Below are 13,828 nucleotides of genomic sequence, written 5' to 3'. Positions count from 1 at the left end.
AGGCCTTCAGTAAACGTAAACATACCGAGCTACTTAAGGCTAAGTTTAATTAACCTCGTAGCAGATTATAGACAAGGTAAAGACCTAAGGAATGAGCTTAATGCGCGTAATAGTGAGATCATGAGGGAGCTTACTGAAGTCTACAAGTGCAGTAACATTAATGATACTTTAAGCAAGGTCTCAAGGCATATTGATACTGTGGCTAAGGCGCTTGAGGGCTTAGGTTACGTTACATTAATTAACACTAATGTAGTATTATTAACGAGGCTCGCCATAGGTTTCAATAATCCGTATACGGAACCCCTTGAACCAGCAATTTCCTGGGACCCCTACTGGAATTTACCCTACATACCGGCATCATCACTTAAAGGTGCTATGAGGTCTGTGGCTCATAATAATAAGAGCCAGTGCCTAAACGCATTTGGAGCGCAGGATGAATCATCATCAATAATAATCCTTGATGCATACCCGGTTTATTGCCCACAAGGAAAGAGTCTACTAACCCTAGATATATTGAATCCCCATTATAGGGAAACTGAGGGAGAGGTAAGTGAGGTTCAATCAAGGCCAACACCATTACCATTCCTAACAATATCCAGGGGTGTAGGCTTAAAGGTAGTGGTAATGGTGGCTAGGAGTAGGATTAGGGAGAGGCTGAAAGGTAAATGCAGTGATAAGGATATTAGCAATTACGTTTATGCTAAGGCCAACTGTAAGGAGGCATGCACTGGAGAGGAATTTAGAAAAATAATTATAGAAGCCTTGCAGAGTGGTATTGGGGCTAAGACAGCATTAGGTTATGGAATATTTAATATTCAAGAAAAGTAATGCATAAGCTAACTCACCTAATTAACTAAATCCGCTGCCTTAATGGCCTTTAGTCTCTTACTAGTTTTAAAACCTATAGTAGGTTTTTAGCATTAATGTGGCTTAAGGTTTATTAATGCTTAATGCCTAGTTAATAATGTGGATGAGTTATTTAGGTTTATTGAGCTTTTAGCTAAATTAAAGGATGAGGTTGGTGAATTCATGCCAAGTGAACCCCTTGACTTATCTGACGTTTACATTAATGTCAGGTGCAGGGAATTGGAGGTTAGGTTAATTACTGAGGATGATGTTAAGGGCTTGAAGCCTATGAAGCTCTTCGGCCTTGACTCCCAATCCTCAATAATTAGGTTTGAGAATGCTGATGTATACGTGGTCACTGGGGCGCTGGTTGGTGAGGAGAATCTACTAGTGCCCGGCGGCGTTAAGGCTCGTTGGCTTGGGCTTAGGCTTAGGTTTAAGGCTAATGAGGATTCAATAATTGGCTTAGAGCATGAGGCGGGGGAGTATGTTTTACTTAGATCCAGTACATTGGGTAGAGTGTTTGATGGTTCTTATAATGAGGAGGCTGTTAGGGATGAGGTTAGGACTGAGGTTGAGGTTAAGTTAACTGAGGCGTATGGGGCAATGGGTGTTAGGGATTCACTACTGCTCATTGATGGGCCAATATTCCCCACACCCAGGGTATTAACAATGGTCGGTAATCCCTACGCCGACTTATATGAGGACTTCATTAGGCGTAGGGTGAGTGCTGTTAATGGCGTTGCAGCCATTGGTATTGTTAAGAGGATTAGCCAATCAACCTACTACTCCAGGTGTAAGGGCTTCAGCATTGATGACGATACCTTAATCAAGAATGAGACTGTTAGGCAATTCGGTGATAGGAGGTTCTTCACAGCCATGGTTGGGCCCCTTGAAATAGTAATTAATGAGCACACTAAGTACGCCTGGTACGTGGTATCAAGGGTTGGTAAGGAGATTAACGTGATTAGGGTTGAGGCGCTTAATACTGAATTGGCTGAGGAGGGGGCTATTCGTTCAGTGGCCTACATGGGTATGGACGGCGTCCCAATACCGGTAAGTATAGCTGATAGGTTATCCAGAAGGCTTAACGTAAGCTTAATTAGGTTACTTGCATCATTATCACCCTTAAGGTTAACCTACGAGGGCTTAGAGGAGCTGGGTAGAGTCATGAGGGAGGGTGAGTGGCGTGGGGAACATTGACTGTAAGACTTACGTGGGGCTCATAACCAGGTTAATGGCCAGTTCCGTCTCCCTGGAGGGCTCTGGAGTTTACATGGCTACTGAATGCGACTTGGATTTCCCAGTGGGTGAGTACCTTATTATTGAGTCAAGTAGTGAAGTTAAGTACTTGGCTAGGATAACTGAGTCTAAGGTTGAGGACATTTACTCAATAGCCAGAACCCCCATACTCTCCCTCCAACAGGAGTTAGCAATGGGGATTAAGTATATTCCCAAGTTCATTAAACTTGAGTTAATAGCGGAGTGCATTAAGGATAATTGTAAACCACCCAGTACACCACCTAGGATTCACTCAATGGTTAAGGTACCGGGGGAGGGTGAGGTGGCTGCAATGTTATCATTACCCAGTAGTGGCATAATGTTAGGTAGCTTAGCCTTACCAAGTGGCCATGAGGTTAAGGGCAATTACGTTAAACTACCTCTCGAAGCCTTAAACCACCACGTGCTGGTTGTTGGAACCACAGGTAGTGGTAAGACAACTTTACTGAAGAACATTGCACTAAGCCTCCTCACTAATTACAGTGGCGTCACGGTTATGGCATTGGACACTGTTGGCCATTACAACCACTTAATCTTTAATAATGTACCAGTGAAGGTTCTCATCCCCATAACGAGAAATTGGGTTAGGAGGAATCTTAGGGGTGGGGATGCTAAAGCATTGGCTAAGTCATTGGCGCTTAGGATGGCTAGGCGGTACCTTAATGATGCCTTCAAGGCCTTTGGGTTAAAGTTAGGTAAATTAAGGATTAGGATTAAGGGCCGCATACTAAAGGGTGGGGGGACGGTGATTATTGATGAGGTTAATATTACCCTTGAGGGTAGTAGGGTTAATGTCATGCTTATTCCCTGGGCCTTAAGCACCAGGAGTATATTGTATAGGGTTCATGATGTTACTGGAATGTTAACTGACCAGGCCAGAATGTTCTACGGTAGAATCATTAGGGAGGTTATGAGGAGGATGAGGGGTGATTTAACCTTCAATACAATTTTCCAGTACTTAACGAGTGTAAGTGATGTTCAGATGAGTGGCAGGCAGTTACTTAACTATGAGGTTATTGCAAGGGATCTAGGGATACATACAAGTACCCTTGAGAATATATTAAGGACCATACTTGCGGTTGATGAATCCAATATTGTGGATGTGGCCTTCAGTAGGAGTAACGTTAAGCTTAAGGTTCCTGAACCAGAATACAGTAAAATACTTGAACCAGGTTACGTGGTGCTTCACCTAATTGGGTTACCTCCAGTGGCCCAGAGGATATTCGTCTATAGGGTGCTAGATAAGGTTTATGGTTTCATGGGTCCTGAGCACCTTAGGAATAAGGGTAGGTTAGCGGTTATACTAATTGATGAGGCTCACTTATTCTTCCCTCAGGCTAGGAGTGAGGATGAGAGGTCAATGCTTGAGAGGCATTTAACTAGGTTAACCAGGCTGGGTAGGGGGAGGGGTATTTCAGTGGTTTTCGCAACGCATACCCCAGACGACCTCAATGATGCAGTACTGCAGTTAACCAATACGAAAATAGTACTTAGGAGTGATGAAAGGGTCCTTGAGAGGCTTAATGTACCTCAATCAGAGAGGAGGTTCCTCACCATTGCCGATGCTGGTGTAGCATACGTTAAGTCATTCATCTACAAGTACCCGCTTTACATTAAGGTAAACCCAATAGCCTATCATGTGGGTTAACATAAGCCCTTAACCTTAAGTAAGGCATCCACCCACTTAGGCACCTTGTAACCATCCTTAGTGGCGTTAATTAATCCAAACCTAATTAAGCCCTGCGCATCATTAGCGTTAATATTACCCCCAACTGCTGAACAAAGGGCGTTAATTACACTACCATTTAAATTCACTGGGAGCCTAGGTAATACTATTAATGGCCCTCCCTCCATTAAGTAAATGGGCCTAGCTCCAATTAACCATGCAACCATTGAGACTAAGACAGCTTCAATTTTAGTTCCACCGGTGAAGGCTACGTAAGCATCATCACCCCTTGAAATCCTACTAGCCAACTTCTTACCAACAACATTAACCAATGAGGCTAAGCCCTCATCTAAATCACTACCACCGAATAATGGTACTTGAGTACTACCAATTACATTAACCCCATGAGTAATCCCACATTCATTTAGGCAATTGGATAACACTAATGCTGATAACCACGTGGTCTTAGTATCAGTGTAGAAGAACTCAACATCAATATTATCCCCAATACCACTGCTAAAAGCCATTAATGTACCTAACTCAGCACAACACCCCATAACATTACCTTTAATAAATTCCCTTAATTCACTAAGTAAATCAGTATTAAAGCCAATAGCCCCAAGCTTCTTATCAGAATTAAAATCACCCTCCAAGGCATTCTTAATCACCATAGCATACTTCTCACTAATAAAACCAGAATTAACCGCATTCCTCAGTAATGATACACCGACAATTACTGCAACGTAAGTAGCCATTATGGTAATAGTTAAGGCTAAATTAATTAAACTTTAAGCATAATTGGCGAACCAGTGATTCATGAGGCGTTAATAGGCTTATTAAGCCTAGTGGGGAATATGGAGTGTGTTAAAAAAGATTGGTTTTAAATTTATGGTTTTTAACCCTCATGATAATGCTATTGCTATGTTTGAAAGCCCTGGTATAATTGGGCTGGCGCCCAGCTGTAGCAATCGTATGGGTTTTCAGTGTTTACGGGTTGCACAGTGTACATTTGGGAGTGAGCTACATTGGAGCTTTCAGCAGTATTGTCGACTAGTGGGCCTTGGTAGAGGTTTACATTAGAATCATAGCATATTTGCCCCAAGCCACCAGTGTTAAAGTACACAGTACTTCCATCAACCCCAGCCCAGACTACGTTTGACTCATACCAATGATTAGTATACTGAGTCGGAATAGGTATGCATTGGGAGTAGGTATACCCATTAGTTGGTACATTACATTGATTCACAAACTTGACTAATCATACCATTACTACTAACATTATACCCAATAGCCCATTGGGAAAGAGAAGCGAGGGGCCATGGGACATTTGAGATGGGATTTGGGCCGCCTGACCATAGTAATTGAGGGGAGAATGTGCATGAATTCCAAACCTCTACCCGAAGATATAAAATCCCCGTGCTACCCGGCCCTCCTGGATAACCACTTGATACACCATATATTATGGCCGCTTGCACCCAATTCCCTGTACTTCCAATGAATGGATCGCATACCATATTCACATCAGGATTATATTGTAGTGATAATTCCGTTACTTTACTACTGTAGGATTGCACCGTCATAGTGGTATTTATAACTGCCCAAGCATTAACGTAACTTGGTGTTACCCCATTAGTAGTAACCTCATAATTACAACCACCACTGGGTGATGAACAAGAACTCTGCGCTGTGGCTGGCTTCGGATACATCACTATCACTACTAGCATTACTAGGATCATTAATGCGATTTTTAAGGTCATCATTAGTTTTCCCACCATATTCATCACTTGTTATTTGTTACTGGTATGTTTTGTGCTATTGCGTATGATGGCGCAATTCCAGTGAGGAACGGCCTTGCACCCATCGGTAACTCCTGCGGTAATCCCTCAATTGGCTTGGAGACATTAATTATGTATATTACGGGTTCCTCTGTTATGTACTTACCCTCCTCATATAATTGCTCAGCTGTTGGTGTAGCATTCATTAATCCAAATAACCCAATCCAATGATTCTCAACCATCAATTCACCTTCCTCGGTTTCGTTGTTTATTTTGCATGATGGTAGTGTGTAGGGTATTGTGGAGTAGATTATAATGGTGATGGTGTCGTTGGGTTTTAGGTTAATTGTAGGGAAGTTAACATAGTAGGTTGTTTCAACGGCTTTAATTGGGAGGTGTTGCCAGAAACCCAGCGTCCCCATTAGGCTTTCTATTGGTGATGAGTAATTAATGTTAACTGCAATTAACCTACCATTAACATAAACACCCATCACCATTACACCACTTGAATTCGGCAACCTGGAGTACAGGCTCAATACCTCATTAATTATGCTCGCTGGAAATACTACGTAGATTGTGATGCTGTTAACCTCCACATCACCATGAGGATGATAGTAAAGCACAATCATAGAACCATTAGGTATGACAACATCATTATTACAGTACAAGTACCCATAAGTAACATACGTAGGCAGAATAAGGGTAGGCAAGGGCCTATGCATGAAAACATACTCAACAATAAGCAGTGAGGCAGCCACCACAGCCAGAACCACCATCACCACACCACCAACCCTCATAGGGACTCGAGGGGTAGTGCACACCTGCGTTTATTTACCTACCCCATAGTACAACACATACAAGCGGCTAGTACAATATGCCCAACCACTATTTCATGAATAAGGGGGCTTCATGCTTCATTGCCTTGCCTTTGGCGCCTTTACGGCACTTAAGGATGCGTGGTGAGGCTTTATAGGCACCCTACTCTTATTAGCCTTTAAGAGGGTTAGGAATGACTCCCGAGCCTCATTATTCAGGTTCAGTAGCTGCTGGGTATTAACTGATAAGCATTGGCCTGCACTCCTCATGGTGCTTCCTGCATGTGCTAACCAGGTAACACCGGCACCACTAAAGAACCGCCTACCCTCGTAAGTCACCTCATTCCAATACCTCACAAGCTCACTCGCAATACGCCTTAGCCTATGCCCTTAGGTGCCATTGGGTAGTAACCCCCAGTAGGTATAATGGTGGGTAATCCACCAAAGCCATTCAAGGGGCTAATTCACCCACTGAAGCCACCAAGGGGGCAGAAGCTGTTGTTATGGTTGTTTGAGTCCTTTTAGGGCTGCTAGCAAACTCATAAGCTTATTAGTGCCCGCTGGTTTCCGAGATCCGTAGGGCTAGAGCCACTACAGTGAGGGGCCAGCGGAGGCCATAATGAACCCGAGGACGCTAATCAACCACCCTAGGATGAACGGCAGTAGGCGCAATTGTAAAACGTATCCCCAACCCTAAAGGGTGAGGTTTAAAGTACATTCTGTAATCACTCTTAGTGGTTATAGCCAATGTGGGTACTCCACTTCTATAAGTCACTTAATTCATTGGTTAAGGGTTTGGGCTTATTGGCCATTTCTCCATCCTGTAGGCGCTGTCCCAGAATAGGTACTCGTATATTGAGGCTAATCTGAAGGCCTTAATCATGTCGTTTAATTGACCCTCAGTGACGCTCATTGAGTCCACTATACCCAGCACCTCCCTAACGGACGCCCTATACTCCTCCCCACTGTATGTTGATACCCATAGCCTATAATTCTCATTACTAACCTCATACTTAGATAACTCAACCCCAACCCTCTCATATATCCAGTAGCATGGTAGAACTGCCGCAATGGCCTCATAGTATGGTTTAGAGTGGGCTTCGGCCAGTAGGAAGCTTGTATATGCCTTATTGGTGGGTGACATTACGTACTCCGCTGGGTTAAGGTTCCAAATCCTCATGTAGTGCTCATGAAGCCTCCTCTCAACCTCAATGGCACCTATTGAATGCCTTAAGAATACTTGAGCCTCCTCAATCCTAGGGGCCTTGGATGCTATTATTGATAACGCCTTAATGTATTCCCCAAGGTACATGTGGTCTTGGGCAATATAGTACTTGAATTTATCCTCACTTAATGAACCATCAACCAACCCCCTAATGAATGGGTGATTAATTATTGAATCATAGACGTCCCTAATGCTTGACCAGAGGACTTCACTTAGCTTAGTCATTATTAGGAGGTATTAGGTCACTTATAAAAGCGTTATTACTAAGCCGCCGCCGGTGTTTAAGGGTTTAGGCTACTACTTAGGATTTTGCTGATTTTCAGCTTAAAGTTTTTAAGTACATTATATATAATTAAAATTATACTAATTATGGAGCAATACTTAAAAATACCTAAATTATACTATTTACGTTATGAATCCCTTAATAGCATACGTGTTATTGGCTAATGATCCAATACCTGCGGTAGTGTGGGCAGTAATATACTTCATAATCACCATAATAGTTGGGTATATTATAGCTCTCATAGCTGCTGTAATACTTAGGAGGCTCCTACCTGGGTTGGCTAAGCAGATTGGCTTAAGCATGGATATGGTTAACACATCCATAGGTGGGGTTGAGGCAACTATAATGCTAATAGCCATTGCAATAGCATTAAGCTACATAATACCCTACCTCGGCGTAGCCTCAACCTACGTCACAATGATTGCCGACTACCTCCCATACCTTGCAGGCCTAATAATACTCCTAACCCTAGGCCTACTTCTCGTTGATGCATTAACCCTCTACATACAGAAGAGAGTTGGGGCTGGTGAGGAGTATATTAACCTAATAGTGAATATCCTTAGGTTTGGCCTATATGCAGTGTTAATAACCATTGCCGTAACGTGGGCAATATTCTATTGGATTAAAACCATTAGCCCATACCTATTCTATGACATAATAATAGGCTCAGTGGTGCTTTACACTGGTATAAGCATTGTTAATAAGGCTGTTTCCGACATTTCTAAGGCTCACCCTGAAATGAGTGGGATGCTGGATTACGGTAAACTAGTGCTCTACGCTGTAATAATACTCATGGCAATGGCCATAATTGTTCAACCCTTCACTAATGTTACCCAAGTATTCTACGCGCTGGCATGGGGCTTAGCAATAGCCTTTGCAATAGTTATCATTCCATTAGCCTACGCAATGGCTAAGAAGGCATTAACCACTTAGGCAATGCCTTAATTCACTTAAATTTAAAACACTTAACTTTTATTGATTCGTAAACCTAAAGGCTGAGAGAGGTGGAGAATTCTTAATATTGCCTTAACTGAATTAAGTTCATGATGCATAATGGTTATTTTAATTTTTTAAACTACTTAAAGCACCTCCTCAGCCTCACGGGTTGGTTTAACCTCCTTACTAGCCTCCTCAACCCCTCCTTACTTAATGGTTAAGCTTCCGCCAAGACTGCAGTTAATTTAAGGTACTTACCCCAGTACACCACAACACCCTCATCGGTTATATTCATTGGGTGCCTAACCATGGATACCTCAGCGCCCCTCATTTTCTAAACTATAAGCGACCTATAGAGCTCACCATCAACAGCATGCTCAACACCAGGCCCACTAAAACCCCTCTCACCAACCGTAGCTTATGAAGAATGCAGTCGTACCTAAGCCTGCAATAACCCTCTTAAGAAGCATTACAGTTGACTTAGCTATTGAGGGTAAAGTGTACTCACTGAGCCAACGGTTAACCTCCTAGCTACAGTATCCTTTATAGCCTGCCTAAGCACGTCAATTAACTCATGGATATGATCAATATACTTAACCACATACTCCTCCCTTTGCGATACTGAACCAATACCAGTGGTGAAGGCATCAATAATAGCGAACTTACCATCCCTCTCAAACATAGATACATCCCAGTTAAAATACCTAAAACTCCTCCTAAACGCTGCAGAATGCTCATCAAGGGTAACTAAAACAGCCCCCTTACCCCTAGTGAGTACATTGAATAGGAACTGCTTACCTAGAATCGACTTACCAGCATCAGGGCCACTTGAAATTAAGAACAATGCCCCCTCTGGAACACCACTGTAAAGCACTTCATTAAGGCTTGGTATATAGGATCTAACCTAGGTATTGCCATTACTTAAAGAAATAAATTAAAGCCTTTAAAAATTAATAATAAGCAACAGGTGATGAGCAATCCCGTCGCCGAGTGGGTGAGGGATTTTAGGGGAACTGAATGATTAATATTATTAACTTTAAGTTCATGTGGTTTACGTTTTAAGTGGAGTAATGTGGATTTAAATTAATGAGGGAATAATCCATAGCCAACATGGTGGACCGGCCGGGACTTGAACCCGGGATCTCCCGCATGCCAAGCGGGCATCCTTCCAGGCTAGACTACCGGCCCAGCCACCTAAGCTAAATACCCCTCCCTTTTTAAGCCTATTTATCATCCCCCACTACGCTGCATCATAGTAATGTTAAAATACTTGGTGAATTAGGTTAGATTGTGATGAATTGAACCACCGGGTGAGTTAATGATCTAATCCTGCAGGTCTGATTACAAGTTAATCATGTAAACAATATTTCACAAGCCTGGGCTTAATAAGCTTTTCCATCATTAATCCCTATATTTACTTTACAATAGTTACTTTTCTATACTGTGACCCTATTTCACATTTGACCAGTATGGGAAGTGAAAGAATAAGTATGATTGTCTTCTCAGGTACAGATGATAGGTTAATACCGGTTGGAGTAATAACCCAGGCAGCGGCAGCCCTGGGTTACGAGGTTAACATATTCATAACCGGCTGGGCCCTAATGAAGGTCCTCAGGAAGCCGGCCCCACCAACTTGGCCTAAGGAGTTTGAGCAAATGGTACCTGCCCTACAGCAGGGTATGGCTAAGATTAAGGCGCCAAGTTGGGTTGAGATGGTTAAGCAGGGTAAGCAGTTGGGTAGTGTTAAGGTTTACGCGTGCTCAATGATGGCTGAGGCAATGGGGCTTAGGAAGGAGGACTTCGACCCAAGTATAGTTGACGATGTAGTTGGCGTAACAACATTCCTTGAGGCAGCTAAGGGTGGGCAAGTATTATTCATATAGGTGATCGGCATGGCTCAAGGCGGTAAGGTAACCGTGGACGCAAGGGGAATTGCATGCCCAGGCCCAATAACGGAGTTGATTAAGGCTTATAGGAACGCTAAGAACGGCGACTTAATAGAGGTTTGGGCCACTGACCCAGGTTTTGAATCTGACTTGAAGGCTTGGGTGAATAGGACTGGTAATCAGCTTGTGGAGCTTAGGAGGGATCAGGATAAGATAGTCGCCGTAGTTAAGGTTACTGCCAAGAGGTGAGTAGAATGAGTGATGGTAGGGAGAGGGTTATCATTATTGGTGGTGGGACTGGTGGATTAGTGTTGGCTAATAGGCTACCTAAGGATGAATTTGAGGTTACTGTTATTGATAAACAACCCTACAATTACTTCCTACCCTGGCTACTCTACATTGCCTTCAAGGGGTCTAGGAAGAGCATTAAGAGGGAGATTAGGGACCTTATTAAGCCTTGGGTTAACTTCATTCAATCGGGTGCCAGGTTAATTAACCTGAATGATAGGTACGTTGAGTTGGATAATGGTAAGAGGCTAAGCTACGACTACCTAGTGGTAGCCACTGGGGCAACTGTGGATTACTCCAAGGTACCTGGATTAAGCCAGTTAATTGAACTCTACGGTGACTACCATAGTAGTGAGGATAATGCGTGGAGGGTGTGGAGGACTGTGAATAGTATTAATGAGGGTACTTTAGCCTTCATATTAGCCTACGAACGCTACAGGTGCCCACCAAGCCCACTTGAGGGGGTTCTCTTAGCTGAGGAACTCCTTAGGAGGAGGGGTGTTAGGGATAGGGTTAACGTAATTTATGCAACATCATACCCAAGGCCATACCCAGCTGAATCAATGAATGAAATAGTGGAGCCTATACTTAAGGAGAGGGGCATTGAGGCAGTAACCTTCTTCACCCTAGACCACGTTGACGCCAAGGAGGGTGTAGCCTACTCCCTTGAGGGTGAGGAACTTAAATTCAAGGCAGCCATAGTCATACCACCCCACGTTGGTGTAGGCATAAAGTATAACCCAGATAATGTACTCGACCAGGATGGCTTCGTACTTGCCGATAACGCCACCAATAGGATTAAGGGCTTTGATGACGCCTTCGTAATAGGGGATGCATCAGCATTACCAGTAGCCAAGACTGGCGTAACAGCCCACCTAGAGGCTACCGTTGTGGCTAAGATACTTACCGGTGAGGATGCACGCAATACTGGTAGGACCCACTGCCCCTTCGACATGGGTTATGGGTTAGCAACCTTCGTGATAAGTGACAGTAAGCATGGTGTAGTTAAGTACCCGCCCAATAGGGTTAATCACTTCCTTAAATTAACCTTCGCCGCATCATACTGGAGTATGTTGAAGTACCCTGAATTATGGGACCCATTAATGGATGCTTACTTTGAAGCCACCTCCCCCGAGAGGTTAACTGGATTATTCAGGTGATTAGCATGAATGGTTTAAAAGCCCAGGCAGGTGAATTAGTAATGGTTAATGAAACCAGTGAAGATAAGTTAGCGAACCTACTTAGTATTGAGAACCTTGACTCAGTGGCGAAGCTAGTTTCAATAGCCAAGAGGCTTAATGAACTTGGTTTACTGGACTTAATAAATGACTTACTTAATGATGAGGACTTCATTAAGGAATTATTCAACCAATTATTAACCACCGACAACGTTATGCTGCTGGCTAATTTAGAGAACCTGGTTAGGCTACTGGTTAAGTTAAGTGACAAGAGGACCGTGGAGAATACTATTAAGTTAATTGAGTTAATAGACGCCATGGGTAGTAGTGGATTAGCTGAATCATTAGGTGCCTTCCTAAGTAATGAAGATAATGCAAAGGTTATCAACAATATCCTCTTAAACCCAGCATTGAGGAATCTTCTTAAGTCATTAAGCGAATCATTAAACATGATACAGGGCATTAGGCTTGATAAGGCTATGGAGGCTGCTGTGGAGGCTAGTAAGGCTAGTGAATCAGTGTCGACAGTGGGCTTAATTAGGAGGCTTATGACTGATGCCGATGTTAAGAGGGGGTTACTCTTCATTATTGGGTTACTTGAGGGGGTTGGGAGGCAGCTTAATCAAATTGGTTAGGTTCAGTTAAGCATTAAACATACTGGTTATTAATCCCTTTATGCGGAGGATTATACTCTATGATGAATCCTCAAGGGACTTGGGGCCCAATGTAGCCTCCAGGATTGGGGCTGAGGCTAGGGAAGTTACGCATAAGGTTTTCCCCGATGGTGAGCAGTACGTTAGGGTTGAGGCCAATGTGAGGGGTAATGATGTACTTTACGTAACTAGGCTTTACCCAAATCAAGACCAGGGGTTAATTAGGGTTATGCTCCTGCTAGATGCTGTTAAGGGCCTGGGTGCATCCAGGGTGGGCTTATTCATACCCTACATGCCCTACGCTAGGCAGGATAGGAGGTTTCTTGAGGGTGAGCCCGTTAGCATTAACGTTATGCTTAACGTGCTTAAGGGCCTTGGGGTTGATTACCTATACGTGGTTGATATTCATAAGCCGCAGAGCCTTGAGGGTTACCCAGGCTTCATCAATCTTAAGCCATTCGAACTATACGCAAGGGGGCTTGGCGGCTTAAGTAAACCAGTCGTAGTTAGCCCAGATTTAGGTTCCCTATGGAGGGCTGAGGAGCTGGCTAAGGTACTTGATGCTGAGTACGATTACCTGGAGAAGCATAGGGATAGGTACAGTGGTGAGGTTTCATTCACCCTAAGGAACCTTAACGTTAAGGGTAGGGATGTGGTGATTATTGATGACATAATATCAACAGGAGGCACAATAATAGGCGCCGCAGGAATGCTAAGGAACATGGGGGCAACCAGTATTAATGTTGTAGCCACCCACTGCATAATGATTGGTGGCGCTGAGGCTAAGTTAACTAAAGTTGTTGATAAACTATACTGCAGCAACAGCATCCTAGGCAAGTACTCTCAATTCGACGTCGCACAATTAATAACAAAATAATTAAAGGAGCAGCAATATATGATTAATGTAAATTAAACTAAAAGCTTATTAACAGTTCACATCGAATTAAACTATGGAGCCACATAACGAATCACTGAGTACTGTTCTTGGTGAGGTTA

The 13,828-nt window shown here is 43.2% G+C and carries 14 protein-coding genes, 1 tRNA gene and 1 pseudogene; 9 read left to right on the top strand and 7 right to left on the bottom strand.

The window, feature by feature from the left end; translation table 11 throughout:
• From cmr6 to BP896_RS03745, 3 genes are all read left to right on the top strand, one after another.
• Positions 1-828 (top strand): type III-B CRISPR module RAMP protein Cmr6 (cmr6, locus tag BP896_RS03755; RefSeq protein ID WP_291765807.1); only part of this gene is annotated, 828 nt, incomplete at its 5' end.
• Between the two features lie 138 nt (positions 829-966).
• Positions 967-2,049 carry a DNA double-strand break repair nuclease NurA gene (locus tag BP896_RS03750; protein ID WP_291765805.1) on the top strand — a complete coding sequence of 361 codons (1,083 nt, stop codon included), beginning with the start codon at positions 967-969 and terminating at the stop codon, positions 2,047-2,049.
• Positions 2,036-3,775, top strand: coding sequence for an ATP-binding protein (locus BP896_RS03745; protein WP_349681925.1), 1,740 nt, complete (start codon positions 2,036-2,038; stop codon positions 3,773-3,775). The genes BP896_RS03750 and BP896_RS03745 overlap by 14 nt, the downstream gene beginning before the upstream one ends.
• On the opposite strand, the gene BP896_RS03740 is transcribed toward BP896_RS03745, so the two are convergent.
• The 5 genes from BP896_RS03740 to tenA all read right to left on the bottom strand — a co-directional run bounded on the left by BP896_RS03740 (position 3,772) and on the right by tenA (position 7,833).
• The gene (locus BP896_RS03740) at positions 3,772-4,548 is read right to left on the bottom strand and encodes a putative CRISPR-associated protein (protein WP_291765802.1); all 777 of its coding nucleotides are present in this window, start codon (positions 4,546-4,548) and stop codon (positions 3,772-3,774) included. The two genes, BP896_RS03745 and BP896_RS03740, sit on opposite strands and share 4 nt — an antisense overlap.
• 164 nt (positions 4,549-4,712) lie before the next feature.
• Positions 4,713-5,039 (bottom strand): hypothetical protein, encoded by a 327-nt coding sequence (locus tag BP896_RS03735; protein WP_291765801.1) that lies wholly within the window; start codon positions 5,037-5,039, stop codon positions 4,713-4,715.
• A 534-nt stretch (positions 5,040-5,573) separates the two neighbouring features.
• Entirely contained in the window at positions 5,574-6,347 is a 774-nt protein-coding gene (locus BP896_RS03730) for a hypothetical protein (RefSeq protein ID WP_291765798.1), read from the bottom strand.
• A 135-nt stretch (positions 6,348-6,482) separates the two neighbouring features.
• Entirely contained in the window at positions 6,483-6,740 is a 258-nt protein-coding gene (locus BP896_RS03725; RefSeq protein WP_291765797.1) for a hypothetical protein, read from the bottom strand.
• 430 nt (positions 6,741-7,170) lie between these two features.
• Complete coding sequence (tenA, locus tag BP896_RS03720) at positions 7,171-7,833, bottom strand: thiaminase II (RefSeq protein ID WP_291765795.1); 663 nt, start codon at positions 7,831-7,833, stop codon at positions 7,171-7,173.
• Between the two features lie 187 nt (positions 7,834-8,020).
• On the opposite strand from tenA, the gene BP896_RS03715 reads away from it, so the two are divergent.
• Positions 8,021-8,824, top strand: a complete 804-nt coding sequence (locus tag BP896_RS03715; protein ID WP_291765793.1) for a hypothetical protein — start codon at positions 8,021-8,023, stop codon at positions 8,822-8,824.
• 220 nt (positions 8,825-9,044) lie between these two features.
• On the opposite strand, the pseudogene BP896_RS03710 reads toward BP896_RS03715, so the two are convergent.
• Together BP896_RS03710 and BP896_RS03705 are read right to left on the bottom strand one after the other, a co-directional pair.
• Positions 9,045-9,719: pseudogene (locus BP896_RS03710) on the bottom strand (ATPase domain-containing protein).
• Between the two features lie 219 nt (positions 9,720-9,938).
• Positions 9,939-10,015, bottom strand: a tRNA-Ala gene (locus tag BP896_RS03705).
• Positions 10,016-10,317: 302 nt separating this feature from the next.
• On the opposite strand from BP896_RS03705, the gene BP896_RS03700 reads away from it, so the two are divergent.
• The 5 genes from BP896_RS03700 to prs are packed head-to-tail and all read left to right on the top strand — an operon-like array spanning position 10,318 to position 13,709.
• Positions 10,318-10,710 carry a DsrE/DsrF/DrsH-like family protein gene (locus BP896_RS03700; RefSeq protein ID WP_291765791.1) on the top strand — a complete coding sequence of 131 codons (393 nt, stop codon included), beginning with the start codon at positions 10,318-10,320 and terminating at the stop codon, positions 10,708-10,710.
• 9 nt (positions 10,711-10,719) lie between these two features.
• Entirely contained in the window at positions 10,720-10,962 is a 243-nt protein-coding gene (locus tag BP896_RS03695; RefSeq protein WP_291765789.1) for a sulfurtransferase TusA family protein, read from the top strand.
• A gap of 5 nt (positions 10,963-10,967) precedes the next feature.
• Positions 10,968-12,161, top strand: a complete 1,194-nt coding sequence (locus tag BP896_RS03690; protein WP_291765786.1) for an NAD(P)/FAD-dependent oxidoreductase — start codon at positions 10,968-10,970, stop codon at positions 12,159-12,161.
• Positions 12,162-12,166: 5 nt separating this feature from the next.
• Positions 12,167-12,814, top strand: a complete 648-nt coding sequence (locus tag BP896_RS03685) for a DUF1641 domain-containing protein (RefSeq protein ID WP_291765785.1) — start codon at positions 12,167-12,169, stop codon at positions 12,812-12,814.
• Between the two features lie 40 nt (positions 12,815-12,854).
• Entirely contained in the window at positions 12,855-13,709 is an 855-nt protein-coding gene (prs, locus tag BP896_RS03680) for a ribose-phosphate diphosphokinase (RefSeq protein WP_291765783.1), read from the top strand.
• Positions 13,710-13,828: the final 119 nt, after the last annotated feature.

It is taken from the genome of Caldivirga sp. UBA161, from assembly GCF_002506515.1.
Classification (GTDB): domain Archaea; phylum Thermoproteota; class Thermoprotei; order Thermoproteales; family Thermocladiaceae; genus Caldivirga.
The sequence above is the reverse complement of the archived record's forward strand: the minus strand, read 5'-3'. Positions and strand labels throughout refer to the sequence as shown.

Coding starts and splice junctions, on each gene's coding strand:
- BP896_RS03685 (WP_291765785.1), top strand. CDS start 12,167: ATGAATGGTTTAAAAGCCCAGGCAGGTGAATTAGTAATGGTTAATGAA.
- tenA (WP_291765795.1), bottom strand. CDS start 7,833: ATGACTAAGCTAAGTGAAGTCCTCTGGTCAAGCATTAGGGACGTCTAT.
- BP896_RS03700 (WP_291765791.1), top strand. CDS start 10,318: ATGATTGTCTTCTCAGGTACAGATGATAGGTTAATACCGGTTGGAGTA.
- BP896_RS03695 (WP_291765789.1), top strand. CDS start 10,720: ATGGCTCAAGGCGGTAAGGTAACCGTGGACGCAAGGGGAATTGCATGC.
- BP896_RS03715 (WP_291765793.1), top strand. CDS start 8,021: ATGAATCCCTTAATAGCATACGTGTTATTGGCTAATGATCCAATACCT.
- prs (WP_291765783.1), top strand. CDS start 12,855: ATGCGGAGGATTATACTCTATGATGAATCCTCAAGGGACTTGGGGCCC.
- BP896_RS03690 (WP_291765786.1), top strand. CDS start 10,968: ATGAGTGATGGTAGGGAGAGGGTTATCATTATTGGTGGTGGGACTGGT.
- BP896_RS03740 (WP_291765802.1), bottom strand. CDS start 4,548: ATGGCTACTTACGTTGCAGTAATTGTCGGTGTATCATTACTGAGGAAT.